At 54.7% G+C, this 19736-nt stretch carries 21 protein-coding genes and 2 tRNA genes; 16 read left to right on the forward strand and 7 right to left on the reverse strand.

Going from position 1 to position 19736, the window contains the following annotated elements; all coding sequences use genetic code 11:
- Positions 1-133: 133 nt before the first annotated feature.
- Both CLV74_RS17075 and CLV74_RS17080 read right to left on the reverse strand, forming a co-directional pair.
- Complete coding sequence (locus CLV74_RS17075; protein WP_106267179.1) at positions 134-1048, reverse strand: isopenicillin N synthase family dioxygenase; 915 nt, start codon at positions 1046-1048, stop codon at positions 134-136.
- A gap of 36 nt (positions 1049-1084) precedes the next feature.
- The gene (locus CLV74_RS17080) at positions 1085-1846 is read right to left on the reverse strand and encodes a helix-turn-helix domain-containing protein (protein WP_170108089.1); all 762 of its coding nucleotides are present in this window, start codon (positions 1844-1846) and stop codon (positions 1085-1087) included.
- A 143-nt stretch (positions 1847-1989) separates the two neighbouring features.
- Between CLV74_RS17080 and CLV74_RS17085 the strand changes: the two genes are divergently transcribed.
- On the forward strand, positions 1990-2817 hold the full coding sequence (locus tag CLV74_RS17085; protein ID WP_106267183.1) for an SMP-30/gluconolactonase/LRE family protein: 828 nt from the start codon (positions 1990-1992) through the stop codon (positions 2815-2817).
- Positions 2818-2867: 50 nt separating this feature from the next.
- Here the strand turns inward: CLV74_RS17085 and aptA are convergent, their stop codons facing one another.
- A complete protein-coding gene (gene aptA / locus CLV74_RS17090) occupies positions 2868-4187 on the reverse strand; it encodes an omega-aminotransferase AptA (protein WP_106267185.1) in 1320 nt (439 codons plus the stop codon).
- 137 nt (positions 4188-4324) lie between these two features.
- On the opposite strand from aptA, the gene CLV74_RS17095 reads away from it, so the two are divergent.
- The 14 genes from CLV74_RS17095 (at position 4325) to CLV74_RS17160 (ending at position 17360) form a co-directional block, all read left to right on the forward strand.
- Positions 4325-4894: a cupin domain-containing protein gene (locus tag CLV74_RS17095; protein ID WP_106267187.1), complete on the forward strand. Its 570-nt coding sequence runs from the start codon at positions 4325-4327 to the stop codon at positions 4892-4894.
- A gap of 118 nt (positions 4895-5012) precedes the next feature.
- Complete coding sequence (locus tag CLV74_RS17100; protein ID WP_106267189.1) at positions 5013-5294, forward strand: STAS domain-containing protein; 282 nt, start codon at positions 5013-5015, stop codon at positions 5292-5294.
- On the forward strand, positions 5291-5671 hold the full coding sequence (locus CLV74_RS17105; protein ID WP_106267191.1) for a response regulator: 381 nt from the start codon (positions 5291-5293) through the stop codon (positions 5669-5671). The genes CLV74_RS17100 and CLV74_RS17105 overlap by 4 nt, the downstream gene beginning before the upstream one ends.
- Entirely contained in the window at positions 5668-7698 is a 2031-nt protein-coding gene (locus CLV74_RS17110) for a chemotaxis protein CheA (protein ID WP_106267194.1), read from the forward strand. Before CLV74_RS17105 ends, CLV74_RS17110 begins: the two co-directional genes overlap by 4 nt.
- Complete coding sequence (locus tag CLV74_RS17115; RefSeq protein ID WP_106267196.1) at positions 7695-8162, forward strand: chemotaxis protein CheW; 468 nt, start codon at positions 7695-7697, stop codon at positions 8160-8162. Before CLV74_RS17110 ends, CLV74_RS17115 begins: the two co-directional genes overlap by 4 nt.
- A gap of 5 nt (positions 8163-8167) precedes the next feature.
- Positions 8168-8995 (forward strand): CheR family methyltransferase, encoded by an 828-nt coding sequence (locus tag CLV74_RS17120; protein ID WP_170108090.1) that lies wholly within the window; start codon positions 8168-8170, stop codon positions 8993-8995.
- Positions 8996-9009: 14 nt separating this feature from the next.
- On the forward strand, positions 9010-9396 hold the full coding sequence (locus CLV74_RS17125) for a response regulator (RefSeq protein ID WP_106267202.1): 387 nt from the start codon (positions 9010-9012) through the stop codon (positions 9394-9396).
- A gap of 1 nt (position 9397) precedes the next feature.
- Complete coding sequence (locus CLV74_RS17130; protein WP_106267205.1) at positions 9398-9703, forward strand: hypothetical protein; 306 nt, start codon at positions 9398-9400, stop codon at positions 9701-9703.
- Between the two features lie 57 nt (positions 9704-9760).
- The gene (locus tag CLV74_RS17135) at positions 9761-12088 is read left to right on the forward strand and encodes a methyl-accepting chemotaxis protein (protein WP_106267207.1); all 2328 of its coding nucleotides are present in this window, start codon (positions 9761-9763) and stop codon (positions 12086-12088) included.
- A gap of 33 nt (positions 12089-12121) precedes the next feature.
- Positions 12122-13102: a CheB methylesterase domain-containing protein gene (locus CLV74_RS17140; RefSeq protein ID WP_106267209.1), complete on the forward strand. Its 981-nt coding sequence runs from the start codon at positions 12122-12124 to the stop codon at positions 13100-13102.
- A complete protein-coding gene (locus tag CLV74_RS17145) occupies positions 13099-13620 on the forward strand; it encodes a chemotaxis protein CheD (RefSeq protein ID WP_146134975.1) in 522 nt (173 codons plus the stop codon). Before CLV74_RS17140 ends, CLV74_RS17145 begins: the two co-directional genes overlap by 4 nt.
- Before the next feature lie 213 nt (positions 13621-13833).
- On the forward strand, positions 13834-16032 hold the full coding sequence (locus tag CLV74_RS17150) for an NADP-dependent isocitrate dehydrogenase (protein WP_106267213.1): 2199 nt from the start codon (positions 13834-13836) through the stop codon (positions 16030-16032).
- A 432-nt stretch (positions 16033-16464) separates the two neighbouring features.
- A complete protein-coding gene (locus CLV74_RS17155; protein WP_106267215.1) occupies positions 16465-17115 on the forward strand; it encodes a hypothetical protein in 651 nt (216 codons plus the stop codon).
- Positions 17116-17123: 8 nt separating this feature from the next.
- A complete protein-coding gene (locus tag CLV74_RS17160; RefSeq protein ID WP_146134976.1) occupies positions 17124-17360 on the forward strand; it encodes a hypothetical protein in 237 nt (78 codons plus the stop codon).
- 75 nt (positions 17361-17435) lie between these two features.
- Here CLV74_RS17160 and CLV74_RS17165 read toward each other — a convergent pair whose 3' ends face one another.
- Positions 17436-17774 (reverse strand): hypothetical protein, encoded by a 339-nt coding sequence (locus tag CLV74_RS17165; protein ID WP_106267220.1) that lies wholly within the window; start codon positions 17772-17774, stop codon positions 17436-17438.
- Positions 17775-17788: 14 nt separating this feature from the next.
- Between CLV74_RS17165 and CLV74_RS22890 the strand changes: the two genes are divergently transcribed.
- Positions 17789-17932, forward strand: coding sequence for a hypothetical protein (locus CLV74_RS22890; protein ID WP_170108091.1), 144 nt, complete (start codon positions 17789-17791; stop codon positions 17930-17932).
- Positions 17933-18484: 552 nt separating this feature from the next.
- Here the strand turns inward: CLV74_RS22890 and CLV74_RS17170 are convergent.
- From CLV74_RS17170 to CLV74_RS17180, 3 genes are all read right to left on the reverse strand, one after another.
- Positions 18485-18559 (reverse strand) — tRNA-Asn (locus tag CLV74_RS17170).
- A 49-nt stretch (positions 18560-18608) separates the two neighbouring features.
- A tRNA-Asn gene (locus CLV74_RS17175) sits at positions 18609-18683 on the reverse strand.
- Between the two features lie 73 nt (positions 18684-18756).
- Positions 18757-19674 (reverse strand): MBL fold metallo-hydrolase, encoded by a 918-nt coding sequence (locus tag CLV74_RS17180; RefSeq protein WP_106267222.1) that lies wholly within the window; start codon positions 19672-19674, stop codon positions 18757-18759.
- Positions 19675-19736 lie beyond the last annotated feature (62 nt).

A 19736-nucleotide genomic window follows, 5' to 3' on the forward strand; every position in this document is an offset into this window, starting at 1 on the left:
TCACCGTGGGCGTTTTGGGTGGAGCGCTCCTTCGCATCCGTCAAAGCGTCGGTATATTATGCGCAGCGCTTCAGGGGCGGTCCTATGATAGAGCGCTGGGTTGAGATGCGAAACTCTTCAATGAAGCAGTGGGTTAGGCTGGCTTCTTGAGATGAACGTAGGTCTCATTGTAACGCTTGGATAGGTGCTCACCGGCCAACTGCACCTCGTCCGATCCCAGAGGCGCAACATTGGTGTCGAAGGCCGGATTGAAGAACAGCGGAACTGAGATGCGCTTCTCTTGCGATCCGATGACCCGATGCAACGTGGCGCGGATCGCGCCGTTGGTCCAAGTTTCAAGCATCTCGCCAAAGTTAATGACAAAGCTTCCGGGTTTGGCGTCCACGGTGATCCATTTGCCGTCCCGCGCCAGAACCTCTAGGCCCGAAACGCCGTCAGTCGCCAGCAACGTGATGCAGCCGTAATCCGTGTGTGGCGCGATCCCGAAATCCTTCGCACCCGCATTGGCGGGCCGACTGGGATAATAGTTCCCGCGGAGCAGCGCCATAGGCTTGGCAAAACTCTGGTCGAACTGATGCGGGTCTTGTCCGATCGCAGCCAAAATCCCTTGCAGGGTCTCCAGCGCGACCTGCATCGCGGATGTGGCGTAATCTTCGATCAACGCGCGGAAATCAGCCGGAGCCTCGGGCCAGATGTTCGGCGCGTAAAAGGGATGGGCGGCCAGCGGGTCGTTCGCGGGCAGCTCGAACCCGCAGTCGAACACCTGCTTGTAGTCGGGGTTCGCATCAGGATCGACATGCTCGGAAAAGGGCGCGCCCCAGCCGCGGTTTGACCCGGTCCGTGCCATGTCTACACGGGCTCTATCGGCCTCGGGCAGGTGAAAGAACCGGCGGTATGCGTCAATCACGCGCAAGACCTTTTCGGCGGGAATAGCGCTGTTTTCCAAGGTCATAAACCCCACATCCTGCGCAGCGATCCGCAGTTGCGCCAGCGTTTCGGGATCGCGAGCACGTAGTTTGGCTGCATCGATATGGGGAATGGTCGTCATCTGGTGTACCTTCGTCGGCCCGATTGCAGCGCCTTCCTATCGGGTCAGAGACAGGGTTTCCAGCGCGGGTTTCTCCGGCTCGGGACGGGGAAACAGCGCGGCAAAGTCCACAGCCGCCCAAGTTCCTGAGACCTTGTAGGTCTGCAAATCTTCTTCTTGTGTCATCAACTGGTCCTGCCGGGCCAGTTCGGCGATCTTGCGGGTCAGTTCTTCGATGTCTTTACGGATCAGCTTGGCGGTTTCGGGGCGCATCCGGCGGGAGACCGTGAAGAAAAGGTTGGTGTCATCCGGTGGTGCGCTAAGGGAATGGGCAATGAAGCGCAGGTTTACCTGCTTGAGCAGCGGCATCAGCGGTCCATCGTGGCGAAACTGCACGGGCGCATGACTGAGTAACTGAATGCGCCCGCCGGATTCGACCTGCGCTAATCCAAGACGTTCTAGCGCCATGCCGATGCGGAACACTTGATCGTCTGTTAGGCCGAAGATGCGGGCGATATAGTCCTGCGCCCGCAAGTCGCGCAGCAGGATGTAGAAATAGAACAGAGTGGGGTCACTGGCCAAGCCAGCCTCTGTCGCAGTGGGCAGGCGGGTGGCGGTGGGGCGTTCACGGCCGGCAGCGTCGGTTACATCGGCCAAAGGCACGCCCAGAACGTCGCAGATCTGGATCAAACGGCTGAGCTTCACGTCACGCGTGGCAAAGATGCGTTTGATCGTCGGTTCAGACAGATCCATTGCTGCACCAAGATCGGCATAGGTCATTCCGCGCGCCCGCAGAGCGTCTTGGAGAATCTTGAACATGTCGCCGCGCATGGGGGTTCCTTTGCGTGATGATCCTTGGAACAGGAGTTTGGTATCGAAAATTGATACCTAAATCAGGAAATTTGCCAAGATAGTATCATAAACCTCACAAGAGGTCATCCAATTTACAGGAGACTTCAACGATGCTTCGTTTCTTTCTTATGACCGCTGTCGCTGCCCTTCCATCTGTTGCAGCTGCGGACCCGAGTGCCAGTGGATTTGATCGGCCCGAGTCGGTCGTGTTTGACAGCGCCCGCGACCGGATGATCGTCAGCAGCCTGAATGGGGAGTTCAATGCCAAGGACGGCAACGGGTATCTGTCGCTGCTCGACGGGCAAGGGCAATTGCAGCAGAAATCATGGATCACGGGATTGGATGCGCCCAAGGGGATGGCGATCTCGGGCGATCTTTTGTTCGTCGCGGATGTGGATGCGCTGAAGGTGATCGATCTTAGCGCTGGCAGCTTGGTGCAAAGCTACCCGGGCGATGGGGCGGTATTTCTGAACGACGTCACCGTTGTAGGCGATGCGGTCTATGTGACGGACCTGCTAGAGAACGCGATCTGGCGGCTTGATGGCGGTGTCTTTGCGCCGTGGCTGAAATCAGATGATCTGAGCAATCCCAATGGCATCGCCTTCGACGGTCAGCAGTTGTTGGTCGGGTCTTGGGGCAAGGGATTGCAGGCTGATTTCACGACCAAAGCGCCCGGCGATCTGTTGGCTGTAGATTTGGACAGCAAGAAGATCACCGTTGTGGCTGAAGCCGTCGGAAACATCGACGGCATCGCTTTGGCGCAGGATAGCATCTTTGTCAGCGACTGGGTCAAAGGGACGGTGATCCGCATTACGTCGGAGGGGCCAGAGGTCGTGGCAGAATTTCCAGCCGGAGTGGCCGATATCGGCACGGATGGAGAGAACCTGCTGCTGCCCCACATGATGCAAGGCTCGGTCGAGGTTCTGCCCCTGCCTTAATCGAAGAAAAACCCCCGCAAGTCTGACTTGCGGGGGCGGTTTTTATCGTATCAGACGGTGGATTTGATCGCGTCGCCCAGAATGCCGATCAGGGTGTCGATGTTCTCTTTCTCAAAGATCAGCGGCGGCGACATAGCGATGGTTTCACCGGTGTAGCGGACCATTGCACCAGCCTTAAAGCACTTGAGGAAAACCTCATAAGCCCTTGTTCCAAATTCACCTTCGCGGCTTTCAAGTTCGACGCCACCGATCAGGCCAAGGTTGCGGATGTCCTTGATGTTGGGCATCTCGCGCAGGCTGTGGACCTTTTCTTCCCAGTAAGGCGCAAGCTCTGCGGCGCGGGTCAGCAAGCCGCCGGATTCGTAAATATCCAGCGTCGCCAGACCTGCGGCGCAAGCAACCGGGTGGCCCGAGTAGGTGTAGCCGTGGAACAGCTCGATCATGCCTTCGGGGCCGGTCATGAAGGCGTCATGGATGAAGTCCTGTGCGAAGACTGCGCCCATGGGCAGGGTGCCGTTGGTGATGCCCTTGGCGGTGGTGAACATATCGGGTTCTACGCCAAAGAACTGCGAGGCAAAGGGCGCGCCGAGGCGGCCGAAGCCGGTGATCACTTCGTCGAAGATCAGGATGATGCCGTGCTTCTTGGTAATCTCGCGCAGGCGCTGCAGGTAGCCCTTCGGCGGGATCAGAACGCCGGTCGATCCGGCGACAGGCTCGACGATGACGGCGGCGATTGTCTCCGCACCGTGCAGGGCGATCAGACGTTCCAGATCATCGGCCAGATAGGCGCCATGTTCGGGCTGACCCTTGCTGAAGGCGTTCTCGGGCAGGTGGGTATGGGGCAGGTGGTCCACACCGGTCAGCATGGTGCCAAAGTTCTTGCGGTTGTTCAGGATACCGCCCACCGAGATGCCGCCAAAGCCCACCCCGTGATAGCCACGCTCGCGGCCGATCAGACGGGTACGCTGCCCTTCGCCACGGGCACGGTGATAGGCCAGCGCGATCTTTAGCGCGGTATCAACCGATTCAGACCCCGAGCCGGTGAAGAACACGTGTTTGAACGCGTCAGGCGCCAAATTGCGCAGACGATCGGCGAATTCGAACGCGATCGGATGACCCATCTGGAAAGCGGGCGCGTAGTCCATCTCCATCAGTTGGTTGTAGGCGGCTTTGGCGATCTGCTCATAGCCGTGGCCAGCGTTGCAGCACCAAAGGCCAGCGGTGCCGTCCAGAATGTCACGCCCGTCATCGCTGGTGTAGTGAACGCCCTTTGCGGCCACCAGCATACGCGGGTCGGATTTGAACTGCCGGTTGGCGGTGAATGGCATCCAGAAGGCATCCAGAGGGATGTTCCGCGCAGCTTTGTTCATCGGTCGGGTCCTTTGACGGGAAATACTCTATTGAGAATTACCTTATCTGTTTCTATCGCGGCAGATAGTCTGTTTTTGCAATCCATTAAGTCTCTGATATTTATGGTCGTAGGATGGCTTTGTTGCGGATCATGAACATGGACAACACTTACGACGACCCAGAGAACGAAGTTGGCACCAAATTGCGGGCACTTCGGCTGTCACACGGGCTGTCCCAGCGCGCGCTGGCGCGGGCGGCTGGAGTCACGAACTCGACCATTTCTCTGATTGAATCGGGGCAGATGAATCCGTCTGTGGGGGCATTGAAGCGTGTTCTGAAGGGGTTTCCCATAGGAATGGCCGAGTTTTTTGCCTTTGATGCCACGCCAGAAGAACAGGTGTTTTTCGCCGCTGAAGAACTGCGCGAGATCGGCAAAGGCGGGATATCTTACCGGCAGGTTGGTGCACGAGCTCCGGGGCGTAAGTTACAGATTTTGCATGAAACTTACAGGCCAGGGGCGACGACGGGATCAGTCCCGTTAAGCCATGAAGGCGAAGAGGGCGGGATTGTCTTGCAAGGCCGGTTAGAGGTGACCGTGGACGACCAACGCAAGATCTTAGGGCCGGGGGATGCGTATCTCTTTGACAGCCGCCGACCGCACCGGTTCCGCGGTATCGGAAAAGAGGATTGCGTGGTCATTAGCGCCTGTACGCCGCCAACTTTCTGAACCGCTGGTTAAAGGACTATATCGGATTTTAGCGGCTTTTCTGTTGGCCTTCACCGGATGTTAGGACCCCGCCCGTTAGCCCTGTTTCTGGACGCAACGACAGAAATAGGGGGACGCCTTGGCCGAAACAACGCATGTCATTCCGCTCCATCCAGAGGAATGGAGTGATGATCCAAACGCCGCGATTGCCCAATTGCGTGGTGCCGATTTTGCGCAAATCGTTGTGGATTGTTCTGAGGTTAGATTCATTCCTGCGCTGGTCGCGCAAATCCTTTTGTCTGCCATCCGAACTGCAGCCGAAGAAGGTAAGAAGCTGCGCCTGACGGGGATCAGCCCCGATGCGCAAAGCAGTCTGGAAGAGATCGGCCTTTGGCCTCTGGATGCGGAGGTCAGTGCATGAGCAAGCTTTGTGTTCTGGCGATTGATGACTCCCTCACCATTCGCCGTCTTGTCAGCCATACACTGAACGACGCGGGGATTGAGGTTGTGACCGCCTGTGATGGGGTTGAGGGTTTGGAAAAGTTCCCCACGCGCCGGTTTGATACCGTGATCACCGACATCAATATGCCGAACCTCGACGGTTTTGGAGTGATTGAAGGGATCCGCACCGCGAAGCAAAACCGACGGGTTCCGGTACTGGTACTGACCACGGAAAGCTCGGGTGCTTTCAGGGATCGCGCCAGATCGTTGGGCGCAACGGGCTGGATTGTGAAGCCCTTTGATGAGGCGGCGCTGGTTGACACCGTGCGCATGGTCGCGGGGCGCCGTCGGTCATGAGTATGGAAAGCTTGTTGGAGACATTCTTTGCAGAATGCGAAGAACTGATTGAGGCACTAAGTGACGGCCTTGGCCGCTTGGCCGCGGGGGAAAGCGGCGATGATCTGGTGAACGCAATTTTTCGCGCGGTGCATTCGATCAAAGGGGCGGGCGGCGCTTTCGGATTTGAAGATTTGGTGTCCTTTGCCCATGTCTATGAAACGGTTCTGGATCGGATCAGAGGTTGCCTGCTAGCGATTGACGCAGAGGTGCTGCGGGTGATTACACGTGCTGCGGATGTGCTGGCTGAACTGGTTGAAAACGCGCAAAACGAAGGTTCTGGAACGCCGTCCGCGTTGGCGCAAGTGCGGTCTGCGCTTGAAGGGTATGCCGGAGTTGCTCCTGCAGCGCCTTTGCACGAACCCTCCCTTGATTTTGCCCCGATGGCGTTTGAGCCCATCTCTTTTGATCTAGATACGCCAGAATCGGGTGGGCGATGGAGATTTGTGCCTGATGCCACCTTTTATCGGAATGGTCATGAGCCACTGCATATTTTCTCGCATCTCCGTGCAGTGGGTGATCTTAAGGTATCTTGCGATTTTGCAGAGGTTCCGTCGCTGGACGGATTAGACCCCGATGGATCGTACTTGGTTTGGGAGATTGAAAGCTCTGATCTGACGGAAGACGTTATCCAACAAACATTGCAGTTTTTGGCAGGCCTGTACGAGCTGTCGCTTGTTGAAGACACCGTAGTCATTCCCGATGTCGAAGATCAGCCATCGCGGCCTGTCTCAGCTGATACCCCTGCACCTGCGAAAACGGCCAACGCAACACCAGCCTCACCTCGTGCGACGTTGCGGGTTGATCCTGAGCGCGTGGACCGGCTGATTAATACCGTAGGCGAGTTGATCATCAACCAATCCGTGATCGGCCAAAAAGTCGGTGGTCTTGGCCTAGAGCAGAACTCTGAACTTCTTTCTGCCCTTGAGGATTATCGCTATCTGGCGCGCGAAATTCAGGAAGCCGTGATGTCAATCCGCGCACAGCCAGTCAAGCCACTGTTTCAGCGCATGGCGCGGGTCGTTCGTGAGGCTGCTGAGGCCACCGGTAAGGACGTTGAGTTCGTCGTGACTGGCGAAGGCACGGAAATCGACAAGACCCTAGTCGAGCGCCTCGCGGATCCGCTCACACATATGCTCAGAAACTCTGTTGATCATGGGATCGAGACTGTTGCTGGTCGTGCAGAAAGCGGCAAGACGCCGGTTGGTACCGTAAGACTAAGCGCCTTTCATCGCTCCGGCCACGTGGTGATCGAGATTTCCGATGATGGCAAAGGACTAGATCGCGAAAAGATCCTGGCAAGTGCAATCGGGAAGGGACTGGTTCCAGAAGATGCACGCCTGTCAGAGCAGGAAATCGACAATTTGCTCTTCATGCCCGGGTTTTCGACTGCCGCGGAAGTTACCAACCTTTCGGGACGAGGCGTTGGCATGGACGTGGTGAAAACAGCGATAACCTCTATGGGTGGGCGGGTCACGATCGCCACGGAATTCGGCCGTGGGACAACATTCTCGATCATTCTGCCGCTGACGTTGGCCGTTCTGGATGGAATGGTGGTATCGGTCGCAGAACAGACCATGGTTCTTCCGATTTCGGGCATCGTCGAAACGATCCGCCCTGCGCGAAAAGACGTGAAGTCAGTCGGCCCTCAAGAGGATGTTATCCTTGTCAGGGGCAGCTTTGTGCCGGTTGTCGCGCTGGGAAAGGCACTTGGTTTCGCGTCGCCGCACCAGAGTGACCCGACCTATATTTTGGTAGAAACTGAAAGTAGCGGAATTTTGGCGCTGTCCGTTGATGGCATCTGGGATCAACGGCAAGTCGTGATCAAAAGCCTTGAGGGTAACTACGGCAACATCCCGGGAGTTTCGGCAGCCACAATTCTGGGCGATGGAAAGATTGCCTTGATCGTGGATATCGAAGCCATCGCTCAGCTTGCTGCCTCGACCGGATCGGGCCCCTGTCTCAGTGAACAAGGAATAGTCGCATGAGCAATGCAACGGCTTGGGCCGACGACGACGTTGTGGAATTTGTGTCGCTGACATCAGGTGGGCAGGCATTCTGCGTAGAAATCGCTCATGTCAGAGAGATTAGGCGTTGGAGCGAGGTTACTTCGCTTCCCCACGCATCTCCCTCTGTGCTTGGGGTGATCAACCTACGCGGTGCGGTGATCCCGATTGTAGATTTATCGCTGTGCCTCGGTCTAGGCCCATCCCCAAGTCATGCGCGGAATGTTGTGATTGTTGCGTCTGTGAATAGCCGAATTTTCGGTATTCTGGTTGGTTCCGTTTCCGAAATTCTCAGTATTCGAAGAGATGAGGTTCGAAAAAATCCGACACAAATGAAAGAGAATGAACCCAACTACATTACGGGTCTTCTTACAGTCGGTGATGGTGAGATGTTACGTATATTGGATCTCACGGAACTGGTAATTCAAGGGCCGGAACGCGGATGAGACTCTTGAATTCCAAAAACACATCCGAAGTTGGGAATTTTGACGACTTCGATTTGATTTCAAAACTCGCCCATAAAAATTGGGGGCTGAAATTAGATCGAAGCAAGTCTAGCTCTATCTTGCCACGTGTCGAAAAGAGAAAGCAGGTTCTTGGAATAACTAGCCTTCGTGAGTATTGCGATAGGGTTTCACAAGACTCCGAAGAGGCGCAAAGCTTCATCAATGCATTAACGACTAATGTCACGCACTTCTACAGAGAGGCGCATCATTTCGAAGACCTGGAAAAAAGAGTCTTAGGTCCGCGAAGTGGGAATGTTGCGTCTGGAAGTCGACTTCGTATTTGGTCGGCTGGATGTTCATCTGGGCAAGAGCCATATTCAATTGCCGGCAGTATCATGGCCGTCATTCCAAATGCTGCGGCAACAGACGTGAAGATACTCGCCACAGACATAGATACGAATGTTTTGCAGGTTGCGGCATTGGGAAAATATCACCCGTCTGAGTGCTCATTTCCATCTGATGATCTGAAATTGAGACTCTTTCCCAAGAGTGAGGGAGATTTCGTGATTTCAAAGAAATTACGAGAAATGGTTGCTTTTCGACATTTAAACCTTGTTAAGTCATGGCCTTTTCGAGGCCCCTTTGATGCAATCTTCTGTCGAAATGTGGCAATTTACTTTGATCGAGAGACACAAGAAAAACTCTGGAGTGCATTTTCTAGTGTGATGAGCGATGGCGCGACTTTGTATATCGGTCATTCTGAAAGGATAAACGCTCCAGAGAGATACGGACTGCGCTCTGACGGTATTACAACGTATCGAAAATTATTCTAATTTATGAGGGCAACATGTCTCTAAAGGAAAAGTTGAAGGTTATGATCGTAGACGATATGTCGGTCAGTCGAGGGCTTTTATTTCAGGCTTTGGAGGAAATAGGAATGAAGAATATACTCTCTTCTAAGTCGGGTGAAGAGGCGTTTGGGTTACTTACCCGTTCACCAGCGCATTTGGTGATCAGCGATTACAATATGCCAGGGATGAGCGGTCTAGATTTGCTTGAGAAACTGCGTCGAAATTCGGGAACGGCAAAAATGGGTTTTATGTTGGTGACTGGAACTCCAACGCCGGAAGTTTTGGAACGTGGGCGAAAATTGGGTCTGAATAACTTGGTTCGCAAACCGTTCACATCAGACAGCTTAAAGACTTCTATCGAAGCAGTTGTCGGTCGTGTGTAGAATGAAAAATCTAGAGCCGAAAGTTGCGCGATGCCATCTCGAACTACTGGAAATAATTGACGTACTTCGTGCGATTGAGATTTCGACAGAGAGTGATCAACGCAGTTCGCTGCCACAGACATTTGATTTCGCCATTCAGCGGATGGAAGGGTTGGCAACATTTGTCGATTTCATCTGTAAGAGCTGCACCAATGAGAAGAATTCTCTGACGGAAGGACAGATTTTTCTTCCGCTGGAAATCAGCCGGAAAAACCTCCTGTTAATTGAAATGGATGAAGCTTGTCAAAATGATGTCCAAATTTTCTGAGCGCTGAACGCTCAGAAATGAACGCCTAACCAGAAATCAGTGTTATAGAGATTGTCCATGTTGAAAAAAATGACGACACTTCGTTTGTCTTTGCGCCTTCCGTTAATGATCGTGGGAGTTCTTGTATTAACTCTGGCGATCGCGAGTGAAGCTTACTATCTGCAGGCTAAGCGCGAAATCGGGCTCTCTGCGGAAGAGATGACCCGAACAATTACGCGAGAGGCTGCGACATCAATCAGACGCTGGTCGGAAACGATTGAAAAGCAACTTGATGTCTTGGCAGTAGCGCCAAGTACACATCGGGCATTGCAACGTCTTTCAATGGCGTTTCCAATCGATCAAGGGTGGGAGCGTGACGAAATCAGATCGCAATACACTGCTCAAAACCCATATCCGGCAGGAAGCCGAGATGAGCTTATTTCAGTGGAAAGCAATGCGCCGTATCATGAGGCGCACCGTGCTGCCCATCCATTCTTCAAAGAAGCAAATGAGGGATTTGGGTTTTACGATCTGTTTCTGATCCGTGAGAATGGTGATCTTGTCTACACAGTTTTCAAAGAAGATGATTTTGGCCAGAGTCTCGTAAAAGGTGCTTTGGCGGGATCTGGGTTGGCAAAAGTCTTCCAAGAGGCTTCTCAAGCTAGTGGTGAGTTGGTTTTTTCCGACTTTTCTGCCTATGCGCCTAGTGGTGGCCAGCCTGCAGCTTTTGTCGCCAAAGCCGTATTTGAGCCTGCGGGAAAATTCGTTGGCGTGATTGCTGCTCAGCTTCCCACTGATGGCTTGCAGGAAATACTTCTGAATACGAGCGGCCTTGGAGAGCATGACCACTTATACATAGTTGGTGATGACTCAAAGAGTAGGTCGTTCTTGGAAGGGCATTTTTCTTTCCTTGACCTAATTAAGACTTCATTTGACCTAGGTGACGCTACAGAAAACAAGGTCCTGCTGCATATGGATGTGGAGGGTGTTGAAGGGACACGCGTTGTCAAAGGACTAGAGGCGACCGAGGTTTTCGGAATTGAATGGTTCGTTGTATCTGAGATTGATCGAGACCATCTATTGTCAGGTCTGGTTCGTTTTCGCTGGATGGCAGTTGCTTTCATGATTCTGGGTGGGTTGGTCGCTGTTGCTGTGGGGTGGTTGATTGCACGCTCGATTGTAAAGCCTCTAAATCAATATGTTTCCGATATGCGCTCGGTGGCAGATGGTGATTTCTCTCACGAGATTGCAAACACCGCACGAGGAGATGAGCTTGGGGGAATTTCGCGACTACTTTCAGACTTCCAAACCGAACTTAAAGCCAATGCAGACGAACAAGCGCAGAAAGCAAAACTCCAAGATGAGCAGCAGCGTGTCGTCCAGGAACTAAGTGAAGGTCTTCGTCGGTTGTCTGAAGGCGATCTGGGTCAAGACCTGAGCGAACCATTTTTGCCGGAGTATGAACAGCTTAGATCAGACTTCAATGCGACGGTCGGCAATCTGCACAAGATCATGCATTCTGTGATTGAGAATGCGGATGAAATTAGAACCCGTGCGGATGAAATCAGCGGATCATCGGATGATCTTTCCAGGCGAACTGAAAACCAAGCTGCGACCCTTGAAGAAACGGCGGCAGCTTTGGATGAACTGACTGCCAGTGTGCGTGCCGCCGCGGATGGTGCTGCAGAGGTTGAGCGGGTGGTTAAGGATGCGCGGTCTGACGCAGAGCAAAGCGGGCAAGTGGTACGCGATGCGGTGGCCGCGATGTCTGAGATTAAAAAATCGTCGGATGAGATTTCGCAGATTATTGGTGTGATCGATGACATCGCTTTCCAGACAAATCTTCTCGCTTTGAATGCTGGCGTGGAGGCAGCCCGAGCGGGTGAAGCTGGACGAGGGTTCGCTGTGGTCGCATCTGAAGTCCGCGCTTTGGCTCAACGCTCTTCTGATGCGGCGAAGCAAATCAAGACATTGATCGGTGGATCGTCTGATCAGGTCGAGCGTGGAGTCGGCCTTGTGGGACGCGCTGGCGATGCGCTGAATTCTATCGTCGCGCGTGTTGGTGATATTGCGCAACATGTCAGCGGAATTGCAAACGGTGCGCGCGAACAGTCGGCGGGTTTGGGTGAAATCAATGTTGGCGTAACCCAGTTGGACCAAGTGACCCAACAGAACGCTGCTATGGTTGAAGAAGCTACCGCCGCTTCAATGACTTTGAAAACCGAAGCTGCATCGCTCAGTGAAATTGTTGCTCAGTTCAAATTGCGCGAAACACAAATTTCGAAAGCTCCTGCTCTTGAATTTCGACGTAGCGGTCGGATGGAAACAGGTTTGCCCAAAAACGAGCCGCAGTTCGTAAATTTCACAAATACTACGGACCATGCAGATATGTGGCGCGATTTTTGAGCTGAACGGGACCGAGTTCCAGAGGGTATTTGGATGAAGCTGATGATTGCCGACAATGACAGGTACCGACGTCGCTACCTGGAGCGGTTTGCGATTTCAGATCCGCGCTTTGCGCTGTCAGGTTTGTACGCAGATCTGACCGCACTCTACCACGCTGTCGAGCATCGGCCGCCAGACGTTGCATTGGTCGGGTTTGGGTTGGCGGTGCAGCCAGAGTTTGAAGTCATGCAGGTTCTATTTCGACAATTGTCCGTCAAGTGGCTGATTGTAGCCCATGCGGAAGAGCGACAGGTGATGCACTCTGGCGGTATGGGGAAGGGCTGGCCAGTATTTACTGCCGAAGCGGTTCCTGAATTCTTAGCACGTGCCCTTGAACGTCAGAATGGCGCGTCTCGCGCTCCTGAAATGCCGCGATCAAATGCGAAGGCGGAGGCTGCTAGTGTATCTCGACGCCTGTTTCTGATCGGGTCCTCAACAGGTGGCGTTGACGCATTGCTAACGCTTTTGGGGGACTTTGGGGCAGATTGCCCACCGACACTTATTGTCCAGCATACTGGCAGCGGTTTTTCGGCCGGACTCGCTAAGCTGTTGGATAAAAATGTTGCGCCCAAGGTACTTGAAGCAACGCAGGGTATGGAAATGGAGCGCGGTAAAATCGTGGTCGCTCCGTCAGGCGAGTTTCATATGGGCCTCGATATTAGTCGGGGGATGAAATGTCGTCTAAGTCCAGGGCTACCCATTAGCGGACATCGCCCGTCGGTGGACCATTTGTTTCATTCGGCAATGCCATTAGCGCGCCGAGTGACTGCTTGTATCCTCACTGGGATGGGCCGCGATGGGGCTGACCAGCTTTTGCGACTTCGGCAAAGCGGTGCGCGTACATTCGGTCAGGATGAGGATACAAGTCTGGTGTACGGGATGCCAAAGGCCGCATTTGAACTTGGTGCGGTAGAGCATCAATTGCCCCTGAAGCAAATCGCTCCTGCGATGCTTGCAACGGCCAAAGCATCTTGAAACAACGCCGCGAAAGCGTCACCCATGTCGCGCAAGGCACCTTCGCGCATACAGCAAATGAAGCTGACTGGTTTTCGACCGTTCTCGGTTCATGCGTATCGGTTTGCCTTTTTGATCTAAAAAAAGGCGTTGGCGGTATGAACCACTTTCTATTGGAGGGCAGTGGTGGGTCAGTGGATCTGCGGTACGGGGCCTTCGCGATCGAGGTGTTATTGAATAAATTGCTTCGATCCGGTGTGGAAAAGCAGGACGTCCGGGCCAAGGCCTTTGGCGGTGCGCGGATGTTCGACTACGGCGTCAATATTGGCGCGAACAATGTCCGCTTTACGACAGCCTTCTTGAAAAATGAGGGGATACCAATCGTGTCAAGTGACTTTGGAGGAACCCAAGCGCGCCGAATTTTGTTTCACCCTGTCACAGGCACCGCGCGGGTGTCGCTGGTTCCCCGTGAAGCTATGGGCGCTGCCCAGGTTCAGCCGGTGCGAACGAAGATCGGAACCATCACGTTGTTCGAATGACCTTTTACGGAAGGTCTGGAAATTGGGAATTTTTGTAGAAAGACGCGGCAAAAGGGCGCGAACCCCCATTGTATACAATGGCACACATTGACTTGAGGGCAACGCAAGTCTAATCGGTGGGGCAAGCAGGATGGGTGCGGTTCGCTCTGGACGATTCATCCTCGAATCCCGGGCGCATGCGCGCACCGGACCATATTTCGGAGAAACGGATACATGGCAAATAGCGATACCCCCGACATCATCTACACCATCGTCGACGAAGCCCCCGAACTGGCCAGCGCATCGCTGCTGCCGATCATCCGCTCGTTCGCGGGGGCGGCGGACATCAGCGTGGCCACGCGTGATATCTCGCTTGCGGGCCGTATCCTTGCGACCTTCCCCGAGAACCTGACTGATGAACAGCGCATCAGCGACGATCTGGCGGCGTTGGGTGATCTGGTGAAAACCCCCGACGCGAACGTAATCAAACTGCCGAACATTTCGGCGTCGGTTCCCCAGCTGAACGCAGCGATCAAGGAACTTCAGGGGCAGGGCTATAACATTCCTGACTACCCCACCGAGGCAAATACCGACGAAGAAAAGGCCATTCAGGCCCGATATGATGCCATCAAAGGTTCGGCCGTGAACCCTGTGCTTCGCGAAGGCAACTCGGACCGTCGCTCGGCTAAAGCCGTTAAGGAATATGCCAAGCAGAACCCCCATTCGATGGGTGAGTGGTCCGCAGATAGCAAAACCTGTGTCGCCTCGATGCCCGGCAACGATTTCTTCGCGAATGAAAAGTCGGCCACCATCAACGCGGCGCAGGCTGGCGGCGCAAAGATCGTGTTTCTCGCAGAAGATGGCGCTGAAACCGTTCTGAAAGACGGTCTGAAATACGAAGAAGGCACCGTTGTTGACGCGACTTTCCTGTCGGCGAAAACCCTGCGTGAATTCATCAAGGCAGAAGTGGCCAGCATGGAGCCTGGCGTTTTGTTCTCGGTTCACTTGAAGGCGACTATGATGAAGGTTTCGGACCCGATCATCTTCGGTCACTTCGTGTCGGTCTATCTGGAAGACTTCCTGGCCAAGCATGGCGATAAGGTTAAGGCTCTGGGCTTCAACCCCAACGGCGGCATCGGCGATCTGGAAGCCAAGATCAAAGGCGACGCAGAGCTGGAAGCTGACCTTAAGGCGGCGCTGGACGCGAAGCCCCCGATGTACATGGTGAACTCGGATAAGGGCATCACCAACCTGCACGTTCCTTCGGACGTGATCATTGACGCCTCGATGCCCGCAGTGATCCGCGCTGGCGGCATCGGCTGGGGTCCTGACGGCAAGGCGGCTGACACCAAATGCTGCATCCCTGACAACAGCTATGCTGGCGTCTACAATGAGACCATCAATTTCTTCAAAGAAAACGGCAAGCTGGACGTGACCACTGCCGGTGCTGTGTCAAACGTTGGTCTGATGGCGCAGAAAGCCGAAGAATACGGTAGCCACCCGACCACTTTTGAGATGGCGGCCAATGGTAAGGTTCAGATCGTTCTGGCCAACGGCGATGTGCTGCATGAGCATTCGGTTGAGGCGGGCGACATCTGGCGTTCGGCGACTGCGAAGAAAGCTCCGATCCTTGACTGGATCAAACTGGGGATCAATCGCACTAAGGCAACCGGTCTGGCGGCTTTCTGGCTGGACGCAAACCGCGCTCACGATGCAGAGCTGATCAAATATGTCGAGCCTGCGTTGAAAGAAGCTGGCATCGAAATCCCGATCATGGCGCCCGAAGCGGCCACCCGCTTTTCGCTTGAGAACATGGTTCAGGGCAAAGATGTTGTCACCATCACCGGCAACGTGCTGCGCGACTACCTGACCGACCTGTTCCCCATTCTGGAACTGGGTACTTCGGCCAAGATGCTGTCGATCGTCTCGCTGATGCAGGGCGGTGGTCTGTTCGAAACCGGTGCAGGCGGCTCGGCCCCCAAGCACGTCCAACAGCTGGTCGAAGAAAACCACCTGCGTTGGGACAGCTTGGGTGAGTTCTGCGCATTGGGTGAAAGCTTCAAATTCCTTGCGGACAAGGGCAACGCGAAAGCGGCAGTCTTTGGTGCAGCGGTTGAAGATGCGACCCAGAAGGTTCTGCTGAACAACAACAGCCCCGAGCGCAAAGTCGGTCAGAACGACAACCGCACCAGCCATTACTTCTTTGCCCGCTACTGGGCCGAGGCGCTGGCAGCACAGTCGGACGATGCAGACCTTGCGGCGCATTTCGCCCCGATCGCGAAAGATCTGGCCGAAAAAGAACGCGCGATTCTAGCAGAAATCCAAGCAGCTGAAGGCAAGCCCGCCGATCTGGGTGGTTACTACCACACCGATCCGGTCAAAACCGCGGCTGTTATGCGTCCCTCGGCGACCATGAACGCGATTATCGGCTAATCAGCCTAACGTGTTGAAAATTAAGAGAGCGGGCCAAATCGGCCCGCTCTTTTTATGCGAAAAGACCATATTGATTGCATTTTGCAATCTTGGTTACCGCTTTTGGCTTGCGTCATTTTAATTAATTTTGCTGCGATTGCGAAATAAAATATAATTAGATTATACCCACTTGGGCGTAGTCTGAGTTGATGATTTCTCGTTGCTGGAATTGATTATTTACATCAATCAATTTTAGGTTGAGTAATGAATATCACTGTGCGACGCTAAAGGCGCGTCAGCTAGGTCTATTCCCATTTAATGCGAAGCGTATTGGAGGATCATTAATGAAAAAATTTCCCTTTTTGAAACTTGACCTTGACCTGCCTCATGAGGAGGAACACGAGGTTCAGCATGAGTTGAAGGCCTTCTTCAAATCTCTTCTAGGCGACGATCGTGACGGTGGCCGTGGCGGTGGCCGTGGCGGTGATCGCGGCGACGATCGTGACGGCGGCCGTGGCGGTGATCGCGGCGACGATCGTGACGGTGGCCGTGGTGGTGATCGCGGCGACGATCGTGACGGTGGCCGTGGCGGTGATCGCGGCGACGATCGTGACGGTGGCCGTGGCGGTGATCGCGGCGACGATCGTGACGGTGGCCGTGGCGGTGATCGCGGCGACGATCGTGACGGTGGCCGTGGCGGTGATCGCGGCGACGATCGTGACGGTGGCCGTGGCGGTGATCGCGGCGACGATCGTGACGGTGGCCGTGGCGGTGATCGCGGCGACGATCGTGACGGTGGCCGTGGTGGTGATCGCGGCGATGATCGTGATGGTGGCCGTGGTGGTGATCGCGGCGACGATCGTGACGGTGGCCGTGGTGGTGATCGCGGTGACGATCGTGATGGTGGCCGTGGTGATGATCGCGACGGTGGCCGTGGTGGTGACCGCGATGACGAAGGTGATCGTGGCCGTGGCGGAGATCGCGATGACGACGGTGGACGTGGTCGTGGCGGAGACCGTGACGACGATGGTGGTCATGGCCGTGGTGGGCACGAATTGCCAGAGTATGAAGGGGATGCAGAACCTTCGGCTCGTGAAGTCGTGAAATATGTCATGCACATGATCCGTCACGACGCCAAAGGCGAAGGTGAAGGTGACGGTCCGCACCACGACAGCGATCGCTTTGTGTTTGAGCCTGACAGGGGTGAAGGCCCGGGTCACGCGCCGGCTGAAATGGTTCCTGGTCCGCGGGGAGCCGCTCCGATGCCGGAGTTCGCGGGTGACGAGATCGATTTCAGCGAACTTCTAGCCGAAGCCTTCGGCGGAATGTACGACGGCGATGCGTACTAAGATCATTGGAGGTGCCGGGATAACCGGCACCTCTTTTCATTCAAATATCCTGTCCTGCGCCTGAAAACGGTTGCCTCAGGCCCAGAGCGAGTCGCTTTCCCGGAAATCTGTTGCGATCCCTACGATCTTGTCGATGGTTTCGGCGGCGCGCCCCTCGGTCGTGATGTTCAGGTCGACGAATTCGCCCCCATTCTGACCGATTGAAAGTGACGCTTCGGCGTCCAGTAGGTTGCCCCCAAGCGCGATCCCCGTTTCGATGAAGGGGAAGTTATCGGTGACAGGGGTGTCTTCCTGACCGGCATCAAAGTTCAGGTCAATGCCAGTCCCTTCTGCCGCCGAAGCGCTTGCGGAAACATCAACGATCTTTTTCCAAGCCCAACCTCTACCGCGAAGGGAAACAGAATGGGCTTGCATTCGGAGATGGCATCTTGATTGTCCGTGATCTGTTCGAACAGCTTGGTGCCGCCACGGATCAGAATATCAGTCACGTCGGTCCCGGTGATGATCACAGCACTGCCGCCATCAGCAGCGGGAACGGGGGCATAGCTGGGATCGGTGGACGCGCGGCGTAGATCGACATCCACTTAAAGCGCTGATGCTCCGCTCACTTCCGCGTCTATTTAAAGCGTGACTTTGTCACGAATGGTGATTTCCGTATTGGAAACGATAACCGGTTGGACATCGTCTGGAATTACTGGCGGGCCAAGTTCCATATGCAGTCTTATATCTGGTGAGTTATATGCGGTATTGGATTTGTTAGAAATATCAAGGCTCGCATCGGCTTTAATTGTGTAGGTGTCCAGCACATCGGTGGCGAGATCTTTTACAAGATTCGCCGACTAAATGAGGGTAGAGATAAGGGCCATCAGGCGATCTCCCTAAAAATATGTTACTTAGAGGTGCATGGGGTGACGTGGCACACTTTAAGCGTGATGTGCTTGAGGCGTTATTTCAATAAGTTTTGCAACAAAATGTAACACATTTCTTATTGCGGTGGTGAGTGGAGGATTAAAGCGCAATTAATGCTTTTAGGTAAATAATATGGGGTTTTGTGTTGAATTTTTCGGAAAACAAAAAGCCCCGTGTCACCGGGGCGGATAGCGTCAAAGAGGGAAAATCAAGGTTGGCTCCGGCGGTAGGGATCGAACCTACGACCAATTGATTAACAGTCAACTGCTCTACCGCTGAGCTACGCCGGAATACCTTGTACATGTCGCGCCACGAGCCAAGGTTGAACCTTGAGGAAAGTGGCTCCGGCGGTAGGGATCGAACCTACGACCAATTGATTAACAGTCAACTGCTCTACCGCTGAGCTACGCCGGAACATGTGAGGGGCTGTATAGCTATGGCTTACAGGGACGTCCAGAGGGTTCTGGCAGATTTTTTCAAAAATTTTTCACGGGTTTTCAGAGACATGAAACACGGTGTCTTCGGCCAGAGGGTCGGCGTGCGTGACCCGGCCTTTCTGAGCAAGATCAATGAGATGGGCTAGAACGTTCCGGCTGGCTGCTGGCAATAGGGCAGGGTCAACATCAGTGTAAATCCGTGCGGCCAGTTCTGCCGCGGATCCGCCTGTGGTCTTCAGTTGCTTTAGGATGTCACCCTCGCGTTTCTGGCGGTGGGCCAGCAAAGTTTCGACCCGTGCGCGGGGGGCGGTCACGGGCGTGCCGTGGCCGGGGTAATAGATGCGGTGATCATGCTCTAGCAGGCGGCGGCATGATGCCATGAAGGCGGCCAGATCCCCATCGGGGGGCGAGATCAGTGAGGTTGCCCATTCCATCACATGATCGCCGGAAAACAGGCGATCGCCAGAGACAAAGCACATGTGATTGCTCAGATGGCCGGGGGTCCAAAGGGCGGTGACGTGGTGATCGCCGATCTGGAGACTTTCGCCGTCCGCCAAGATGTGATCGGGCTGAAAGGTTGGATCGATCCCTTCGCCGCCGCCGACATCTGCGGCCGCGCGCAGGGCCTGCATTGTCTCGCTTTCGCCTGCATGGGCAGGGCCAAAGGCATAAATCGCTGCGCCGGTCTCGCGGCTTAGGCGGGCGGCAAGAGGGCTGTGGTCCTTGTGGGCGTGGGTCACAAGAATATGGGTGATCCGTGCGCCGCCGGTCTGACAGGACAGCAACGCCTCAAGATGGGCGTCGCTGTCAGGGCCGGGATCGATCACCGCCAGTGCATCCGTGCCTAAAATATAGGTGTTCGTGCCCCAATAGGTCATGGGCGAGGGGTTCGGCGCCAGAACCAGACGCAGATCCGGCTCTAGCATCAACGGGGTGCCATGGGCCGGCGGAAATGGGGGCAGTGTCATCAGTCTTTCTTCACGCAAGAGCGGTTTGCCCCATTGCAACCGCTTCCGAAGCGTTTAGCAAT

Origin of the sequence: Donghicola tyrosinivorans, from assembly GCF_003003355.1 — a bacterium.
GTDB classification, from domain to species: domain Bacteria; phylum Pseudomonadota; class Alphaproteobacteria; order Rhodobacterales; family Rhodobacteraceae; genus Donghicola; species Donghicola tyrosinivorans.

Bases quoted from the DNA above. Each gene is read 5' to 3' on its own strand.
- CLV74_RS17135 (WP_106267207.1), top strand. From the start codon at position 9,761: ATGTTGAAAAAAATGACGACACTTCGTTTGTCTTTGCGCCTTCCGTTA.
- CLV74_RS17140 (WP_106267209.1), top strand. From the start codon at position 12,122: ATGAAGCTGATGATTGCCGACAATGACAGGTACCGACGTCGCTACCTG.
- CLV74_RS17130 (WP_106267205.1), top strand. From the start codon at position 9,398: ATGAAAAATCTAGAGCCGAAAGTTGCGCGATGCCATCTCGAACTACTG.
- CLV74_RS17165 (WP_106267220.1), bottom strand. From the start codon at position 17,774: ATGCAAGCCCATTCTGTTTCCCTTCGCGGTAGAGGTTGGGCTTGGAAA.
- CLV74_RS17115 (WP_106267196.1), top strand. From the start codon at position 7,695: ATGAGCAATGCAACGGCTTGGGCCGACGACGACGTTGTGGAATTTGTG.
- CLV74_RS17180 (WP_106267222.1), bottom strand. From the start codon at position 19,674: ATGACACTGCCCCCATTTCCGCCGGCCCATGGCACCCCGTTGATGCTA.
- aptA (WP_106267185.1), bottom strand. From the start codon at position 4,187: ATGAACAAAGCTGCGCGGAACATCCCTCTGGATGCCTTCTGGATGCCA.
- CLV74_RS17085 (WP_106267183.1), top strand. From the start codon at position 1,990: ATGCTTCGTTTCTTTCTTATGACCGCTGTCGCTGCCCTTCCATCTGTT.
- CLV74_RS17150 (WP_106267213.1), top strand. From the start codon at position 13,834: ATGGCAAATAGCGATACCCCCGACATCATCTACACCATCGTCGACGAA.
- CLV74_RS17110 (WP_106267194.1), top strand. From the start codon at position 5,668: ATGAGTATGGAAAGCTTGTTGGAGACATTCTTTGCAGAATGCGAAGAA.
- CLV74_RS17125 (WP_106267202.1), top strand. From the start codon at position 9,010: ATGTCTCTAAAGGAAAAGTTGAAGGTTATGATCGTAGACGATATGTCG.
- CLV74_RS17080 (WP_170108089.1), bottom strand. From the start codon at position 1,846: ATGTTCAAGATTCTCCAAGACGCTCTGCGGGCGCGCGGAATGACCTAT.
- CLV74_RS17095 (WP_106267187.1), top strand. From the start codon at position 4,325: ATGGACAACACTTACGACGACCCAGAGAACGAAGTTGGCACCAAATTG.
- CLV74_RS17075 (WP_106267179.1), bottom strand. From the start codon at position 1,048: ATGACGACCATTCCCCATATCGATGCAGCCAAACTACGTGCTCGCGAT.
- CLV74_RS17105 (WP_106267191.1), top strand. From the start codon at position 5,291: ATGAGCAAGCTTTGTGTTCTGGCGATTGATGACTCCCTCACCATTCGC.
- CLV74_RS17160 (WP_146134976.1), top strand. From the start codon at position 17,124: ATGCACATGATCCGTCACGACGCCAAAGGCGAAGGTGAAGGTGACGGT.